A 15,724-nucleotide genomic window follows, 5' to 3' on the forward strand; every position below is an offset into this window, starting at 1 on the left:
GGGTGCCTTCGGCCAGAAGACCCCCGTCGGCGCTCCCCCTGCCGCGAACCGCGCAGACCGCCGCAACGCCAAGAAGAAGTAGCCCGCCCCGGCGCCGCCCCCGGCCGGTTGGCGACGGGGCGCGTCCTCTTGAGCCCGCCCGCCAAGGGCGCCGTAGGGCCGGCCGCCGGCGAGGGTCGCACCGACCGGCTGGCTCTCCCGCCCCGCCTCGCCCCGCCGTCTAGGGGCGTGCCGGCGGGCCGTCCCTTCGCGCCTCCAACCAGCTGACCGGCCGCAGACGCGACCCCGCCCGTCCGCCGGGCGCGCGGCGCGGCCCCGCCCGTCCGCCGGGCGCGGCCCCGCCCTTCGGCGGGCCGCTGGGCGTGCCCTCGCGCGTCGGCCTGCCAAAGGGAATGCCCCCCGGTCAGCCGACCAACCGCGAGACACTACCCGCCCGTCGACCGGCCAAAGGGGATGCCCCGGCTAGCCGACCAGCCGACCAGCCGACCAGCCGCGAGACACTTCCCGCCCGTAGACCGGCCGTCAAGTACCGTCCCGCCCGTAGACCGGCCGTCAAGTACCGTCCCGCCCGTAGACCGGCCGTCAAGTACCGTCCCGCCCTTAGACCGGCCGCGAAGCAACTGCCCCATTCGGAGCGGCCGTGACAGTCGGCCAGGGCTCGATCGCTACCGCGAGCGGCACAGCGCAAGAGGTTCCTTTGAGCGAGACCGGCCGTCCTCTTCGACGGACTCGCACGGGCGGAGCCGGGTCGCCGCGGCCGGTCCAGTGGTGCCGGTGCGCACGGGCGACGGGCGACGGGGTAGCGCGCGGCGTCGCCGGTCAGAGCACGTTGATGGCGCTCGCGCGCCAGCGGGAGTTGAGGCGCTCCAGACGGAGGGCGACGGCGCGGGAGCGGGCCTTGCCGTGCACGATGACGACGCCCTCGACGACGCCGGGGGCCGGCTCGCTCTGCACGGTGCGTCCGATGGTGAAAGTGGGCCTGATGGTGCGGTCGCCCTTGACCTGGCGGGCGCGGGCCGAGAGCACGACGCGCTGGGTGAGGTGGCGGTAGACGTCGTCGGAGACCCAGCGTGCCACCTGGTCGAGGTCGCGGACTCCGGCGAGCACCTCCATGACGCAGAGCGTGAGGCTCTCCAGGAAGGTCGCAGTGCTCTCGACCGAGTCGCCGCACCCGGTGAGGGCAACGTCACCGCCGAACGCACCACCCCCGGGCTCCTTTCCGGTGGGCTGATCGGGCCCGCCGAGCGGCCGCGGGGCATCGACCTGGCGCGGCTCGGAGTGACTCGGTAAACCGGGCGAAGGGCGATCGAGGTCGACGAGGGTGGGGGAAAGGCTCATAGTGCACGGCTCCGGGGGTGTGGCCGATCCGCGGATCGCGGCTGGGTCGACAGCGATCTGCGGAGGCGTGTGAACATATCTCAGGTTCGGGTGGTGTCATGAAAGCAGGTGCGTCTTCGGGTGTCCAGAGCGGCATCTGCTCTGTGGAGAGTTTGCGCGGCGCTCCGCTGCTGTGAAGGAGAGGTGCATCCCCTCGTCACCCCCGAGCGTGCCCGCATCCCCCCTCCCGGGGGCCGTAGGCTAGAGCGCGTGTCAACATTGAGCGATCTGGTCCTCGCGCAGGGCAATTCCACCGAAGCCGACGTCGAGTGGCTCCACCTCTTGGTCGGCGACTGGCAGCTGCTTGCCGACCTCGCCTTCGCCGACATCGTGCTGTGGGTGCCATCGAACGACGGCAGCTTCGTCGCCGTGGCGCACGCGCGACCGTCTGGTTCGGCCACCCTCTTCTACCGGGACTTCGTGGGCCAGGCCGTGAAGGCCGAGTGGCGCAAGCAGGTCACCGACGCCTACCAGAGCGCTCAGATCGTCGACACGGCGGCCCCCGACTGGTACGAGGAGACCCCGACGCGTGTGCGCGCCGTGCCGGTGCTCCGCCGCCTCTCGCAGAGCGACATGAAGACGACCGACCGCCCGATCGCCGTGGTCACGCGCCACACCAACCTGAGCGAGGCGCGTACGCCGAGCCGGCAGGAGTTGACGTTCAACGAGTGCGCGAACGACCTCTTCGCCATGATCGCTGCGGGCGACTTTCCCGACCTCGGGGCCCCGACGGGGCCGCGCAGGGGTGCCCCCCGGGCATCCGATGGCCTGATCAGGCTCGACGCCGACGGAACCGTGACGTTCGCCAGCCCGAACGGTCTGAGCGCTTTCAACCGCATGGGTTTCAGCGAAGAGCTCGAGGGTCAGTCCCTCGCAGAAGTGACGACGCTGCTGCTGAACGGCACGCTCGTCGTCGACGAGTCGCTGCCCCTGGTCGTCACCGGGCGCGCCCCCTGGCGCACAGACATCGACGCGAAGGGGGTCACGGTGTCGCTGCGCGCGATTCCGCTCCGCACCCGCGGCCAGCGGTTCGGTGCGATCGTGCTCTGCCGCGACGTCACCGAACTGCGTCATGACGAGCGCGAACTGATCACGAAGGATGCGACGATCCGCGAGATCCACCACCGCGTGAAGAACAACCTGCAGACCGTCGCCTCGCTGCTGCGCATCCAGGCCCGGCGCACGCATTCCGACGACGCGAAGGATGCCCTCTCGCAGGCCATGCGCCGGGTCGCCGCTATCGCGGTGGTGCACGACACGCTCTCGGAGGGGCTCAGCCAGAAGGTCGACTTCGACGTCGTCTTCGAGCGGGTGCTGATGCTCGTCACCGAGGTGGCCTCGGCGCACAACACGACCGTGCATCCCAAGTTCAGCGGCAGTTTCGGCGTGCTGCCGAGCGAGTACGCGACCCCGCTCGCGCTGGCGCTCACCGAGCTCGTCACGAACGCGGTCGAGCACGGTCTCGCGGGCCAGGAGGGTCAGGTCGAGATAGTGGCCTCGCGGTCGGAGGAGACGCTGACGGTCGAGGTTCGCGACACTGGATCGGGCCTGCCGGAGGGCAAGGTCGGCTCGGGCCTCGGTACGCAGATCGTGCGCACGCTCATCCAGGGTGAACTGGGCGGCATCATCGACTGGCACACGATGGTGGGCAGCGGCACGGTCGTGACGATCGAGATACCGTTCCGCTGGCTGAAGAAGCGCTGACGCGCTGCTGAAGGGGTCGTGAAAAGACTCGAACCGAAACCCACTGGCCGGTAGCCGGCGGGTTTCGGTTCGAAGGGTGCCTCTGTGAGGGTGTCTCTGTGCGGGTGCTCTGGGCTGCGCCCTACGAGGCGCGGCGCGCGCGCGCGGCGCGACGCTTGAGGGCGCGGCGCTCGTCTTCGCTGAGGCCGCCCCAGACGCCCGAGTCCTGGCCGGTCTCGAGTGCGTACTGCAGGCAGACCTCGGTGACCGTGCACCGGGCACAGACGGTCTTGGCCTTGTCGATCTGGTCGACGGCGGGGCCGGTGTTGCCGACGGGGAAGAAAAGCTCGGGGTCTGCAGTCAGGCAGGCGGCCTTGTCGCGCCAATCCATGCGGGGTACTCCTTCGGGTAATGCGTGTGCCTCGGTCGAACGACCTAAGATTCGGGTTCAGACGACGAGCAGCTGAGAATGACGCATGGGCTGTAGAAGAACAGCACGCATCAGAACAGCATCGGGTGCATTAAGGGATTACTCTCACGTCGCACCCCCACGACATTGTGAGCAACAATCGACCTCAAATATGGTCGCATACTGGTAGTGGCAAATCAAGGTTTTTCTGGTGTGTGGAGATATGGACGATCAGGCTGGCATGCACGGAACAGGCTCCGCCGAGCATCCGGAAACCCCTCTGAGACGGCCGCTGCTGCTCGTTCTGCTCGCCCTGCTCCTGCTGGTCGAGGCACTGGGAGTGCTCGCGATCGGCGCCTGGCTGGTCGCCCAGCTGGCCGACACGCAGCCCGAGTCGTATGCAACGGCGATCGCGCTGATCGTGCTCGTGCTCGCTGCCGGGGTGTGGGTGCTGTTCATCGCGCTCGGGGCCTATCGGATGCGACCGTGGGTGCGGGGTGCAGCTCTCACCTGGCAGATTCTGCAGATCGTCGTGGCGATCTGTGTCTTTCAGGGCCTGCTCGCCGATGTGGTCGACGGATGGCCGCTGCTGATCATCTCGCTGCTCGGCGTCGGGCTGCTGCTGTCACCCTCGGTCGTGGCGGTCACGCGTCGATCTTGAGCTTCTTGCGGAGCGACGCGACGTGGCCGGTGGCCTTGACGTTGTAGAGCGCCTGGGTGATGACGCCTTCTTCGTCGAGAACGAAGGTGGAGCGCAGAACGCCGGTGACCGTCTTGCCGTAGAGCGACTTCTCGCCGTAGGCGCCATAGGCCCGGTGTACCGCGAGGTCGGGGTCGGAGAGCAGGGGGAAGTTGAGGCCCTGCGCCTCGGCGAAGCCCTTCAGCACCGCGGGGGAGTCCTTCGAGATGCCGAGCACGAGGTACCCGGCGCCCTTCAGCGAGTTGATGTTGTCGCGAAAGTCGCAGGCCTCGGTGGTACAGCCCGGCGTGTTGGCGGCCGGGTAGAAGTAGACGACGACCTTCTGGCCGCGGAGGCCGGCCAGGGAGACATCGTTGCCGTTCTCGTCGGGGAGGGTGAAGTCGGGGGCCGTCTGGCCGACGGTCAATCGTTCTGCGGTGTCGCTCACGGGTGGTGTCTCGCTTTCGTCGGTGCGGTGCGGTGCGGTGCGGCGGGTACTGCGCGGGCTGCAGGTGCTGCGCGATGCGGATGCCGCGGCATCCCGTTCGCGGGGCCGCCAGACTCATGCTAATGTTTATCCTCGGCTCGGGTTACACGGGCCAGCCATGCACCTCTAGCTCAATTGGCAGAGCAACTGACTCTTAATCAGTGGGTTCCGGGTTCAAGTCCCGGGGGGTGCACCACGAGAGGCCCGATCCGTTCTGGATCGGGCCTCTGTCGTTCCAGGAGCCCTCTCGCCGCGAAACGCAGAGCGAGAGACGTGGGCGATGGCGGTCGGGCCCCTATAGTTGAGGCACCTGCACGTCGCAGGCACCAGTTGACCGGTCAAAGGAGACCGCAATGACACAGACCGAGATCCTCCGGGCAACCGATCCGCACGCCGGCCTTCGCCGCGCACTCACCATCGGCGGGTTGTCCGTGCTCAGCACGGCGACTGCCGTTCTCGTCGTCATCGCCTTCTTCCACTAGAACTCCGCCGCACGCCGCGTGTAAGCGCTCTCACAGGAGCTCGACCGGCACTACTCTCGTAGTGCACGGCCCGAGCGGCCACCCCTGAGAGAAAGATCTTCACAGTGACAGACAGCACCACCGCGGCCGGCCAGGGCAACCCCGACTACCGGGACGGCGGCCTCGTCTTCCCGCCCGCCTTCACCTTCGGCTCGGCGACAGCGTCGTACCAGATCGAGGGCGCGTTCGACGAAGACGGCCGCGGGCCTTCGATCTGGGACACGTTCAGCAAGACCCCCGGCAAGGTGTTCAACGGCGACACCGGCGATGTCGCCGACGACCACTACCACCGGCTCGACGAAGACCTCGACCTGATGGCGTCGCTGAACCTGCAGGCGTACCGGTTCTCGATCGCCTGGCCGCGCATCCAGCCGACCGGTCGCGGCCCCGCCAACCAGGCCGGCCTCGACTTCTACGGCAGGCTCATCGACGGCCTCCTCGCCCGGGGCATCACGCCGGTCGCGACGCTGTACCACTGGGACCTTCCGCAGGCGCTCGAAGACGAGGGCGGGTGGATGTCGCGGGCCACCGCCGAGGCGTTCGGTGAGTATGCGCGCATTGTCGGCGAAGCGTTCGGTGACCGGGTGCACACCTGGACGACGCTGAACGAGCCGTGGTGCTCGGCGTACCTCGGCTACGGCTCCGGGGCGCACGCCCCGGGGAAGATGTCGCCCGAGGGCGCCCTGGCGGCCGTGCACCACCTGAACCTCGCACACGGGCTGGCGGTGCTGGCGCTGCGGGAGGTCGTGACCAACGACCCCGAATTCTCGATCACGCTCAACCTGCACTCGATCCGCGGGCACGGGCCGACCGGGGCCGAGGCGGCACGACGCATCGATGCGCTCGCCAACCGGGCATTCACCGGGCCGCTCCTGAAGGGCGCCTACCCCGACGATCTGCTCGAAGACACCAAGCAGGTCACCGACTGGTCGTTCGTCGAGCCCGGCGACCTCGCGATCATCCACCAGCCCATCGATGTGCTCGGTGTGAACTACTACTCGACCGTGACGGTCTCCATCTGGGACGGCGTGAGCCCGCGGGCGAACGCCGACGGCCACCAGAACGTCGGAGGTTCGCCGTGGCCGGGATCCGACATCGTCGAGTTCCATGTGCAGCCCGGCCCGTACACCGAGATGGGGTGGAACATCGACCCCTCGGGCCTGTTCGACCTGCTGGTCCAGCTGCGTGACGAGTTCCCCGAGCAGCCGCTGATGATCACCGAGAACGGCGCCGCGTTCGCCGACACCGTGACCGACGGTGCGGTGCACGACGTCGAGCGCGTCGACTACCTGCGGCGGCACATCACGGCGGCGCACCGCGCGATCGATGCGGGCGTGGACCTCCGCGGGTACTTCGTCTGGTCGCTGATGGACAACTTCGAGTGGGGCTACGGCTACTCCAAGCGGTTCGGCATCGTGCGCGTCGACTACGACACGCTCGAGCGCACCCCGAAGGATTCGGCGCTCTGGTACGCGGAGCTGGCGGCCAGCAACACGATCCCGGCCTGAGTAACACATTTGTAAAGTTTTTGCGGCACAACTAGTTCAGGTGCTCTTGCTCATCGTATGCTCGGGCGCGTGGGGATGATGATGAACGTACGTAGCCGAGCGCGGCGAGCCATGCGGCGGATTCCGCGAGGTGTGCCGATCGGAGCGGGGCTCGTTGTGGCTGTGGCCGCGACGTCGCTGCTCGTCGGGCTGGCCGCCTCGCGGACGTCGCCGAACCGGGCGCCTCTGTCTGAGGTCGGCTCGAACGTCGGCGCTTCGACCCCCGGCCCGACTTCTGTTGCCACGACGGCTCCTGTGCCGGTCACCGCGGCAAGCGAAGCGGATGCCGCGGCGGCAGCCGCAGCAGCACAGGCCGCAGCAGCACAAGCCGCAGCCGACGCCGGTTTCTCCGCCATCGATTTCAGCGGGGGCTCGTCACAATCGTCTGTCGGCGATGATTCGTCGGGTGGGTCGACAGGCGACGAGGATACGGATTCAGGCGGTACGGTGTCGAGCGACCCGGCGCCCGACGCTCCGGCGCCGGCTGATCCCGCTCCCGCTGATCCCACTCCCGCCGACCCAGCGCCCGCGAACCCTGCGCCGGTCGACCCGGTTCCCGCCGATCCGGTTCCGTCGGATCCGCCTCCCGTCGATCCTGCACCGACCGATCCCGCTCCGGATCCGGTGCCCTCCGATCCTGCGCCCGACCCGGTCCCGTCCGATCCGGCACCTGACCCCGTGCCCTCCGATCCGGCACCTCAGCCGGTGCCGCCGGACGAGGCTGCTGACCCTGTGCTGAGTGAGCCGATTCCGTCTCTTCCCAGCACCTCTATCGACCCGGCTCCAGTCGTTCCCAGCCCGTCCACACGTGGGCTCACCGCGATCCTTTGACCTTTGCGCCGGGACCAGCCCGGTGATCTAGGGTGAGCACATGAGCCAACTGATCGGTACCCTCGTCATTCTCGGCGCGTCTGGAGACCTCTCCGCGCGTCTGCTCCTTCCCGGCCTCGCGCAGCTGCTGACGTCGGAGCCCGACCGCGAACTGAAGCTCATCGGCGCCGGTGTCGAAGCCTGGACCGATGAGCAGTGGCGGAAGGTCATCGCGACCTCCTTCGCCGAGGTCGATGCATCCGGAGCCACGGTCGACGGCATCCTGTCAGGGTCGCACTACTACCAGGCCGACGTGACGAAGCCGGAAGACCTGCAGAAGCTGCTCGACGAGTGCGAGGGCGTTCCGGCGATCTACTTCGCGTTGCCGCCGGCCGTCGCCGCCTCGGCCTGCGCCGCGCTCGAGCACGTGAAGCGCCCCGACGGACTCACCCTCGCCCTGGAGAAGCCGTTCGGCACCGACGAGCAGAGCGCGATCGCCCTCAACGAGCTGCTGCTGCGGCTGGTGCCGGAGGAGCAGATCCACCGGGTCGACCACTTTCTCGGGCGATCGACGGTGCTGAACCTGCTGGGGCTCCGCTTCGCGAACCGCATCTTCGAGCCGGTGTGGAACGCCGAGCACGTCGAGAAGGTCGAGATCATCTACGACGAGCAGCTCGCGCTCGAAGGGCGGGCGCGCTACTACGACAAGGCCGGTGCGCTGGTCGACATGATCCAGAGCCACCTGCTGCAGGTGATGGCGGTCGTGGCGATGGAGCCGCCGTCGACGCTGCGTTCGACCGACCTGCGCGACGCGAAGCAGCTCGCGCTGCGGGCGACCCAGGTGTGGCAGGGCGACGCGATCGCGGCATCGCGCCGGGCGCGGTACACGGCGGGGGAGGTGCAGGGGCGGCAGCTGCCGTCGTACGTCGACGAGCAGGGGGTCGACCCGAGCCGCGAGACCGAGACGCTGGCCGAGGTGACGTTCGAGATCAACACATGGCGGTGGGCGGGCATCCCGTTCACGCTGCGCTCGGGCAAGGCGCTCGCGGAGCGTCGCCGCGAGATCGTGATCACGTTCCGGCCGGCGCGGCAGCTGCCGGTGGGACTGAAGGGGCACAACGACCCGTCGGTGCTGCGGGTGCTGCTGGCTCCGGATGAGATGTCGCTCGAGATCAACATCAACGGGCCGGGTGACCCCTACGAGCTCGAGCGCATCAGCCTCGACGCGCACTTCGGCGACGGGCAGCTGCTGGCCTACCGGGAGGTTCTGGCGGGCATCCTCGACGGCGACTCGTCGCTGTCGGTGCGCGGCGACTCTGCCGTTGAGGGCTGGCGCATCGTGGCGCCGATCGTGGAGGCCTGGAAGCGCGACGAGGTGCCGATCGACAACTACCACGCGGGCTCAGAGGGTCCGACGCTCTGGCCGCGTATCTGAGGCCTGGCTCGGCCGCTGCCGCTTGCGCCTCCCCGGGTCGCGAGCGGCCGTGGCCGTGGCCGTGGCGCGCCGGGAAGCCATCGGGGCATGACGCTCCGCCCTTTCAGTCCCGAGAGCCCCGGCCGCATCCCGAGAGCCCGGCCGCATCACGCTGACGCCCTGTTGAGGCGTGACGCGATGCGCCGACGCCCCGAAGGGCGAGGTGGCCTAGCGGTCGGCGTCGATGAGGTGCAGGTCGGCGTTGGCGCGAGCCGCCGAGACGGGCGCCGCCGAGACGGGCGCTGCGGCGACCGGTGCCACGCCGATGGGGCCGGTGCGGTCGAGCTCGACGAGCGCGGCCGCGAGGTCCGCGGAGACGGGCACGGCGACGATCGGTGCCAGCGGCGCCAGCGGTGCCAGCGGCGCCAGCGGCGCGGGGCGTGCCGAGACGGGCTCTGCGACGGCTGCCGCCGAGAGGTCAGCAGGCGCGCTGACGGCTGAGACCGGCAGCGGCAGGATCGGCAGGGCGGCCGTGGCAACGGAGACCGCAGCGACGACGGGGGAGGCCTCGGCCGATGGCAGGGCGTGCGCGGCGGCAGCGGTCGCGGCGACGGCCGGCGCAGCAGCAACGACGGCCACATCAGCGGCAACGACGGGAGCAGCAGCAACGACGGCCACATCAGCGGCAACGACGGGAGCAGCAGCAACGACGGCAACAGCAGCAACACCAACGGGCGTGGCGGCCTCCGCAGCCACCTCACCCGGCGCGGCGTGCGCCCCCACCCGGAGCGGCGGCAGGCCGAGGGCAGCGGGCGCGGACAGCGGCTCGGCCGGCAGCGCACGGGTCGACGCGAAGGCCGAGGTGGCCCCCACGAAGGAACCGGCGACGGGCGCCTGCGGCTTCAGCGGCACCGCGTTGTGGGCGATGAGCGTCGTCGCGATGTCGTGCGCGACCGACGACGCGAGCATCGTGTGGAAGATGTCGTCACTGTCGGAACTGGCCCGCCGCGTGATCGCGTACGACCCGAGCGGACCGAAGTGCGTGAGCAAGGTCTGGTTCACCAGCTCATACAGATGTTCCGCCGACATCGGGTTCTCGAGCCGGGCCCGTTCGGCCTTCGCTTTGCGCCGCCAACCAATCATCATGAGCCCTTCTCACACCGTTGGAACAATAGTGTGCGACCCGGTGCCCCGCAGCGGCGTGACACGCCGAACAGGCCCCCAGATCGGGCGGAATTCGACGTGGTCGAGACGGACTACTTCGCGTTCAGCTCGCGGGCTTCGCGGTCATCCTGCTGCACACTGCCGACCGCCAGGGCGACGGTGAGGGCCCAGCTGACCCACATGAGAACCAGGCGCCAGTCGCGCGGGCCGCGGCGGGTGGTCTGGATGACAGCGAACCCGCTGGCAACCGCGCCGATGATACTGCTGTTGAAGATGAACTTGCGCATCGCAGCCTTCCAGATCGTGGATACCGACCACGTTAGAGCAAACCCGCCCCGCTCGCCGGGCCGGCCGTCTCCTGCTTGCGCTTCTCGGGCGGCTTGGTACTCTGCCGCTTTCTCCCTGCCCGCGAACGTCTCGGCTGGTACCGTGGTCGGGATGTCGAATCCAGCAACCGGCCCGTACGACCTTGTCGTCGTCTCCAACCGACTCCCCGTCGACAAAGTCGTCGCCGACGACGGTTCCGAGAGCTGGCGGGCCTCGCCCGGCGGCCTCGTCACCGCGCTCGAGCCGATCATGCGCGCGAGCGAGGGCGCCTGGGTCGGTTGGGCAGGGGTTCCGGATGATCGTTCCGACCCCTTCGAGAACGACGGTATCTCGATCGTTCCCGTGACGCTCAGCGCCGACGAGGTCGAGCTCTACTACGAGGGGTTCTCGAACGACACCCTCTGGCCGCTCTACCACGACGTGATCGCGCCGCCCACCTACCACCGCGACTGGTGGGACTCCTACGTCGAGGTGAACCAGCGGTTCGCCGACAGGGCGGCGGGTTCGGCCGCACAGGGCGCCACGGTCTGGGTGCAGGACTACCAGCTGCAGCTCGTGCCGAAGATGCTCCGTGAGATCAGGCCCGACCTGACGATCGGGTTCTTCAACCACATTCCCTTTCCGGCATACGGCATCTTCAGCCAGCTGCCGTGGCGCACGCAGATCATCGAGGGCCTGCTCGGTGCCGACGTCATCGGCTTCCAGCGGGTGGCGGATGCCGGCAACTTCACCCGCGCCGTGCGCCGCCTGCTCGGCTACACCACGAAGGCGCAGACCGTCGAGGTTCCGGTCGCGGATTCCGCCGAGTCGGATGCGCGGACCACGCGCACCCGTCTCTCCCGCCGCGGGCAGCAGGTGCGCACCGTCACCGCCCGCGCGTTCCCGATCTCGATCGACACCGCCAGCTTCGTCGAGCTCGCCCAGCGCCCCGAGATCCAGGCGCGGGCCAGGGAGATCCGCCACGAACTCGGCGACCCCGACGTGGTCATGCTCGGCGTCGACCGGCTGGACTACACCAAGGGCATCGGCCATCGCCTTAAGGCCTACGGCGAACTGATCGAAGACGGCAAGATCGATGTCGGCCACGCCAGCCTGATCCAGGTGGCGAGCCCGAGCCGTGAGCGGGTGAAGACCTACATGCAGCTCCGCGACGAGATCGAGCTGACGGTCGGCCGCATCAACGGCGACTTCTCGACGATCAGCCACTCCGCGATCAGCTACCTGCACCAGGGCCGCCCGCGCGAGGAGATGGCGGCGCTGTACCTCGCTGCCGACATCATGCTGGTGACCGCGCTGCGAGACGGCATGAACCTGGTCGCGAAGGAATATGTCGCCTCCCGCTTCGACAACGACGGCGTGCTGGTGCTGAGCGAGTTCGCGGGCGCCGCCGACGAGCTGAAGCAGGCCCTGCTGGTCAACCCGCACGACATCCAGGGCCTCAAGGAGGCGATCCTGAAGGCGATCGCCATGCCGAGGAGCGAGCGGGTGAGACGGATGCGCGCCCTTCGCAAGCGCGTCACCGAGTACGACGTGGCGCACTGGTCGAAGTCGTTCCTCGACGAGCTGGCCGGGCGCACGAGCGCACAGAGCGCCGCAGAGGCGGCAGAGGTGGCCGACGCGATCGATGCCGCCGAGACGGCAGAGGCCGCTGCCGGGGATGCGGCCGATGCGGCAGCCGCCGCCGAGACCGCCGCCACCGGGACCGCCGCCGCGCACCCCCTCGACGGCGGATCGCAGAAGTGAACGACACGGCGACCGACACCCCGGGCATCCGCGAGTCGACCCCGAAGAGCGCGGCAGCCGACGACGCTCACGAGCTCGTCGCGAAGCTCGGCACCCTCGCGGCGACGCCGAAGCTGCTCGTCGCCCTCGACTTCGACGGCACCCTCGCTCCCGAGGTCGACGACCCCCAGCGTGCCCGGGCCCTGCCCGAAGCGCGAGCCGCCCTGCTGGCGTTGGTCGCCCTGCCGAACACCCGGGTGGCGCTCATCTCGGGGCGGGCGATGGAGAGCCTCGAGCACGTCGCCGACGTTCCCGACGACGTGCTGCTCGTCGGCTCACACGGCGTCGAGTTCCGGCTCGACAGCCCTGACGTCACGCTGAACCTCGACACGACAGAGCTCGAACAGGTGGAGGTGCTGAGCGAGGTTCTCGAAGACGTCGCCGCGGGGCTCGACCAGGTCTGGGTCGAGTCGAAGCCCGCCGGGTTCGCTCTGCACACGCGCCTGGCGACGGAGAAGGATTCGCGCATCGCCCACCTGCAGGCCCTGAACGAGACCCGCGCCGAGATCGACGGGCTGACGGTTCGCGAGGGAAAGAACGTGATCGAGTTCTCGGTGCGCAGCGCGACGAAGGGCGAGGCCCTGCTGCAGCTGAAGGAGTACACGAAGGCGACAGCCGTGCTCTACGCCGGCGACGACGTGACCGACGAAGACGCCTTCGCCGTGCTGGGCGAGCGCGACTTCGGCCTGAAGAGCGGTGCGGGCACGACGATCGCGGAGTTCCGCGTGGCAGACCCGCGCGAGGTCGCCGGGGTGCTGGCGCTGCTGGCCGAACTGCGCGGGGGAGCGGCCCCGGCCCACTGAGGCGGGGAGGCAGCGCCACCCGTCGACGCCGATCGGTGATACTGGCGGTATGGATGCTGGCGCGCTCGCGGCGATCCCGGTCATCGTCGCCGGGGTGCTGCTGCTCAGCGGCCTCCTGAAGGTCGGCGACCGGCAGGCGACCGCCGACAGCCTGATCGCCCTGCGCGTTCCGTTCGCCGATCGGCTCGGGTGGTTCGCGGCCTGGCAGCCCTGGCTCGAGGTGGGGCTGGGGCTCGCGGTGCTGGCGCTGCCCGGCTGGGGGTTCCTCGCGGCGGGGTGGCTGGTCGCGGTCTTCTTCGGGGTTCTGACCGTGATCGTCGCCCGGGCCGCGAGTCGGCCCGACCAGGTGCACTGCAACTGCTTCGGCGCCGCCAGCACCGAGCCGGTCGGCCGGGCGACCGTGCTGCGGAACCTCGTGCTGACCGCTGCCGCCCTGCTGGTCGCGCTGGGGGCGACCGGAAGCAACGGCCCGGTGGTCGAGGCCGCACACTTCGACACGCAGTCGGTGACCTGGCTGGTGGCGATCACGGCCGGGTCGGTGGCGTTCGGGCTGCTCTGGTTCGAGAACCGCAGGCTCGCCCGGCGCCTTCACGCGCCCGACCTCCCCGCGCCTGACCTCGCCGCCGGCCACGCCCTGCTGCTCGTCTTCGTGCAGCTCGAATGCCACGCCTGCAGCCTCGTGGTGGCGGCGCTGCCGGAGTGGACCGCCTCGCTCGAACCGGCCGTGCGGGTGCGGATCGCGACCTCCGCAACCCCTGCCGCGCTCGCCGGCGCCTACCCCGAAGCGGCGCCCGGCGCCCTGCACGGTGCCCGCGGCATCCGCACCGCCCTCGGCATCGAACAGGTGCCCGCTGCCGTGCTGATCGGGCGCGACCTCACCGTCGCCGCCGGCCCGGTACTCGGGCCCGACGAGATCGAGGCGCTGGTCGGCGGCATCCAGTCGGCGCTGAGGTTCTAAACTCGTACCATGCCCGACATAGACATGAAGCCGCGCTCGCGCGTCGTCACCGACGGAATCGAAGCCACCACCTCGCGCGGGATGCTGCGTGCGGTCGGCATGGGCGACGCCGACTGGGAGAAGCCGCAGATCGGCATCGCGAGCTCGTGGAACGAGATCACCCCCTGCAACCTCTCCCTCGACCGGCTCGCGCAGGCCTCGAAGGAGGGCGTGCACTCCGGCGGCGGGTACCCGCTGCAGTTCGGCACGATCTCGGTCAGCGACGGCATCTCGATGGGCCACGAGGGCATGCACTTCTCGCTCGTCTCGCGCGAGGTCATCGCCGACAGCGTCGAGACCGTCATGCAGGCCGAGCGCCTCGACGGCAGCGTGCTGCTCGCCGGGTGCGACAAGTCGCTGCCCGGGATGCTGATGGCCGCGGCCCGCCTCGACCTCGCGTCGGTCTTCCTCTACGCCGGGTCGATCGCGCCGGGCTGGGTGAAGCTCAGCGACGGCACCGAGAAGGACATCACCATCATCGACTCGTTCGAGGCCGTCGGCGGCGTCAAGGCCGGCACCATGAGCGAGGCAGACGCCAAGCGCATCGAGTGCGCCTTCGCTCCGGGCGAGGGTGCCTGCGGCGGCATGTACACCGCCAACACCATGGCCAGCGTCGCCGAGGCCCTCGGTATGAGCCTGCCCGGCTCGGCATCCCCCGCCTCCGCCGATCGGCGCCGCGACTACTTCGCGCACCGCTCGGGTGAGGCCGTCGTGAACATGCTGCGCCTCGGAATCACGACCCGCGACATCCTGACCCGAGACGCCTTCGAGAACGCGATCGCCGTCGCCATGGCGCTCGGCGGGTCGACCAACGTCATCCTGCACCTGCTCGCCATCGCCTACGAGGCCGAGGTCGACCTCACCATCGACGACTTCAACCGCATCGGCGACACGATTCCGCACCTCGCCGACATGAAGCCCTTCGGCCGCTACGTGATGAACGACCTCGACCGCCAGGGCGGGCTCCCCGTACTGATGAAGGCGCTGCTGGATGCCGGGCTCCTGCACGGCGACGCGCTCACCGTCACCGGCAAGACCCTCGCCGAGAACCTCGCCGAGATCGACCCGCCGGCGCTCGACGGCAAGGTGCTGCGTACGCTCGAGAACCCGATCCACCCGACCGGCGGGCTCACCGTGCTGAAGGGCTCGCTCGCTCCCGAGGGCGGCGTCGTCAAGACGGCCGGCTTCGACGCCAGCGTGTTCGAGGGCCCGGCCAAGGTCTTCGAGCGCGAGCGCGGGGCGATGGATGCCCTGACCCGCGGTGAGATCAAGCACGGCGACGTCGTGGTGATCCGCTACGAGGGCCCGAAGGGCGGCCCGGGCATGCGCGAGATGCTGGCCATCACGGCCGCCATCAAGGGCGCTGGGCTCGGCAAAGATGTACTACTCTTGACTGACGGCAGATTCTCAGGCGGCACAACCGGACTGTGTATCGGCCACATAGCACCCGAAGCGGTCGACGCAGGTCCGATCGCCTTCGTGCGCGATGGTGATCTGATTCGGGTCGATATCGCAGCTCGCTCGCTCGACCTACTCGTCGACGACGCTGAGCTCGCAGCCCGCCGAGAAGGCTGGGCTCCACTTCCTCCGCGCTATACCCGCGGGGTTCTGGCCAAATACTCCAAGCTCGTGCACTCCGCCGCAGAAGGCGCGATCACGGGGTAGGTCCTTCCGGCCCAGAGCTCGCTCCGGGTCTCCCGCGGCATCGCACCCTCGTTTAAGGA

General features: G+C 69.4%; 14 protein-coding genes and 1 tRNA gene. 10 read left to right on the forward strand and 5 right to left on the reverse strand.

Annotated features, from left to right (window positions below):
- Positions 1 to 819 precede the first annotated feature (819 nt).
- On the reverse strand, positions 820 to 1,338 hold the full coding sequence (locus tag C5B96_RS03165) for an Rv3235 family protein (protein ID WP_104242895.1): 519 nt from the start codon (positions 1,336 to 1,338) through the stop codon (positions 820 to 822).
- A gap of 249 nt (positions 1,339 to 1,587) precedes the next feature.
- Here C5B96_RS03165 and C5B96_RS03170 point away from each other — a divergent pair, with 249 nt between their 5' ends.
- Positions 1,588 to 3,081, forward strand: a complete 1,494-nt coding sequence (locus C5B96_RS03170; RefSeq protein ID WP_104242897.1) for a sensor histidine kinase — start codon at positions 1,588 to 1,590, stop codon at positions 3,079 to 3,081.
- Between the two features lie 121 nt (positions 3,082 to 3,202).
- Here C5B96_RS03170 and C5B96_RS03175 read toward each other — a convergent pair whose 3' ends face one another.
- Positions 3,203 to 3,451: a WhiB family transcriptional regulator gene (locus C5B96_RS03175; RefSeq protein WP_104242899.1), complete on the reverse strand. Its 249-nt coding sequence runs from the start codon at positions 3,449 to 3,451 to the stop codon at positions 3,203 to 3,205.
- Between the two features lie 259 nt (positions 3,452 to 3,710).
- Here C5B96_RS03175 and C5B96_RS03180 point away from each other — a divergent pair, with 259 nt between their 5' ends.
- On the forward strand, positions 3,711 to 4,130 hold the full coding sequence (locus C5B96_RS03180; protein ID WP_158507108.1) for a hypothetical protein: 420 nt from the start codon (positions 3,711 to 3,713) through the stop codon (positions 4,128 to 4,130).
- Here C5B96_RS03180 and bcp read toward each other — a convergent pair.
- A complete protein-coding gene (gene bcp / locus C5B96_RS03185; protein WP_104242902.1) occupies positions 4,114 to 4,596 on the reverse strand; it encodes a thioredoxin-dependent thiol peroxidase in 483 nt (160 codons plus the stop codon). The two genes, C5B96_RS03180 and bcp, sit on opposite strands and share 17 nt — an antisense overlap.
- A gap of 159 nt (positions 4,597 to 4,755) precedes the next feature.
- Here bcp and C5B96_RS03190 point away from each other — a divergent pair.
- The 4 genes from C5B96_RS03190 to C5B96_RS03200 all read left to right on the forward strand — a co-directional run bounded on the left by C5B96_RS03190 (position 4,756) and on the right by C5B96_RS03200 (position 8,948).
- Positions 4,756 to 4,831 (forward strand) — tRNA-Lys (locus C5B96_RS03190).
- Positions 4,832 to 4,988: 157 nt separating this feature from the next.
- Entirely contained in the window at positions 4,989 to 5,117 is a 129-nt protein-coding gene (locus C5B96_RS17940; RefSeq protein ID WP_255414689.1) for a hypothetical protein, read from the forward strand.
- Between the two features lie 104 nt (positions 5,118 to 5,221).
- Positions 5,222 to 6,664: a GH1 family beta-glucosidase gene (locus C5B96_RS03195; protein ID WP_104242904.1), complete on the forward strand. Its 1,443-nt coding sequence runs from the start codon at positions 5,222 to 5,224 to the stop codon at positions 6,662 to 6,664.
- Positions 6,665 to 7,574: 910 nt separating this feature from the next.
- Positions 7,575 to 8,948, forward strand: a complete 1,374-nt coding sequence (locus C5B96_RS03200; protein ID WP_104242906.1) for a glucose-6-phosphate dehydrogenase — start codon at positions 7,575 to 7,577, stop codon at positions 8,946 to 8,948.
- 207 nt (positions 8,949 to 9,155) lie between these two features.
- Here the strand turns inward: C5B96_RS03200 and C5B96_RS03205 are convergent, their stop codons facing one another.
- On the reverse strand, positions 9,156 to 10,073 hold the full coding sequence (locus C5B96_RS03205) for a hypothetical protein (protein ID WP_104242908.1): 918 nt from the start codon (positions 10,071 to 10,073) through the stop codon (positions 9,156 to 9,158).
- A gap of 110 nt (positions 10,074 to 10,183) precedes the next feature.
- Positions 10,184 to 10,378, reverse strand: a complete 195-nt coding sequence (locus C5B96_RS03210; RefSeq protein ID WP_104242910.1) for a hypothetical protein — start codon at positions 10,376 to 10,378, stop codon at positions 10,184 to 10,186.
- Between the two features lie 151 nt (positions 10,379 to 10,529).
- Between C5B96_RS03210 and otsA the strand changes: the two genes are divergently transcribed.
- From otsA to ilvD, 4 genes are read left to right on the forward strand one after another with little or no spacing between them, the layout of a single operon-like run.
- Positions 10,530 to 12,161, forward strand: a complete 1,632-nt coding sequence (otsA, locus tag C5B96_RS03215) for an alpha,alpha-trehalose-phosphate synthase (UDP-forming) (RefSeq protein ID WP_104242912.1) — start codon at positions 10,530 to 10,532, stop codon at positions 12,159 to 12,161.
- Positions 12,158 to 13,003, forward strand: coding sequence for a trehalose-phosphatase (gene otsB, locus C5B96_RS03220; protein ID WP_233188968.1), 846 nt, complete (start codon positions 12,158 to 12,160; stop codon positions 13,001 to 13,003). Before otsA ends, otsB begins: the two co-directional genes overlap by 4 nt.
- 49 nt (positions 13,004 to 13,052) lie before the next feature.
- Complete coding sequence (locus tag C5B96_RS03225; RefSeq protein WP_104242914.1) at positions 13,053 to 13,961, forward strand: MauE/DoxX family redox-associated membrane protein; 909 nt, start codon at positions 13,053 to 13,055, stop codon at positions 13,959 to 13,961.
- Positions 13,962 to 13,970: 9 nt separating this feature from the next.
- Positions 13,971 to 15,665, forward strand: a complete 1,695-nt coding sequence (ilvD, locus tag C5B96_RS03230; protein WP_104242916.1) for a dihydroxy-acid dehydratase — start codon at positions 13,971 to 13,973, stop codon at positions 15,663 to 15,665.
- Positions 15,666 to 15,724: the final 59 nt, after the last annotated feature.

Origin of the sequence: Subtercola sp. Z020 (assembly GCF_002931235.1) — a bacterium.
Taxonomy (GTDB): domain Bacteria; phylum Actinomycetota; class Actinomycetes; order Actinomycetales; family Microbacteriaceae; genus Subtercola.

Bases quoted from the DNA above. Each gene is read 5' to 3' on its own strand.
- C5B96_RS17940 (WP_255414689.1), top strand. From the start codon at position 4,989: ATGACACAGACCGAGATCCTCCGGGCAACCGATCCGCACGCCGGCCTT.
- C5B96_RS03175 (WP_104242899.1), bottom strand. From the start codon at position 3,451: ATGGATTGGCGCGACAAGGCCGCCTGCCTGACTGCAGACCCCGAGCTT.
- C5B96_RS03205 (WP_104242908.1), bottom strand. From the start codon at position 10,073: ATGATGATTGGTTGGCGGCGCAAAGCGAAGGCCGAACGGGCCCGGCTC.
- otsA (WP_104242912.1), top strand. From the start codon at position 10,530: ATGTCGAATCCAGCAACCGGCCCGTACGACCTTGTCGTCGTCTCCAAC.
- C5B96_RS03225 (WP_104242914.1), top strand. From the start codon at position 13,053: ATGGATGCTGGCGCGCTCGCGGCGATCCCGGTCATCGTCGCCGGGGTG.
- ilvD (WP_104242916.1), top strand. From the start codon at position 13,971: ATGCCCGACATAGACATGAAGCCGCGCTCGCGCGTCGTCACCGACGGA.
- C5B96_RS03180 (WP_158507108.1), top strand. From the start codon at position 3,711: ATGCACGGAACAGGCTCCGCCGAGCATCCGGAAACCCCTCTGAGACGG.
- C5B96_RS03200 (WP_104242906.1), top strand. From the start codon at position 7,575: ATGAGCCAACTGATCGGTACCCTCGTCATTCTCGGCGCGTCTGGAGAC.
- C5B96_RS03165 (WP_104242895.1), bottom strand. From the start codon at position 1,338: ATGAGCCTTTCCCCCACCCTCGTCGACCTCGATCGCCCTTCGCCCGGT.
- C5B96_RS03210 (WP_104242910.1), bottom strand. From the start codon at position 10,378: ATGCGCAAGTTCATCTTCAACAGCAGTATCATCGGCGCGGTTGCCAGC.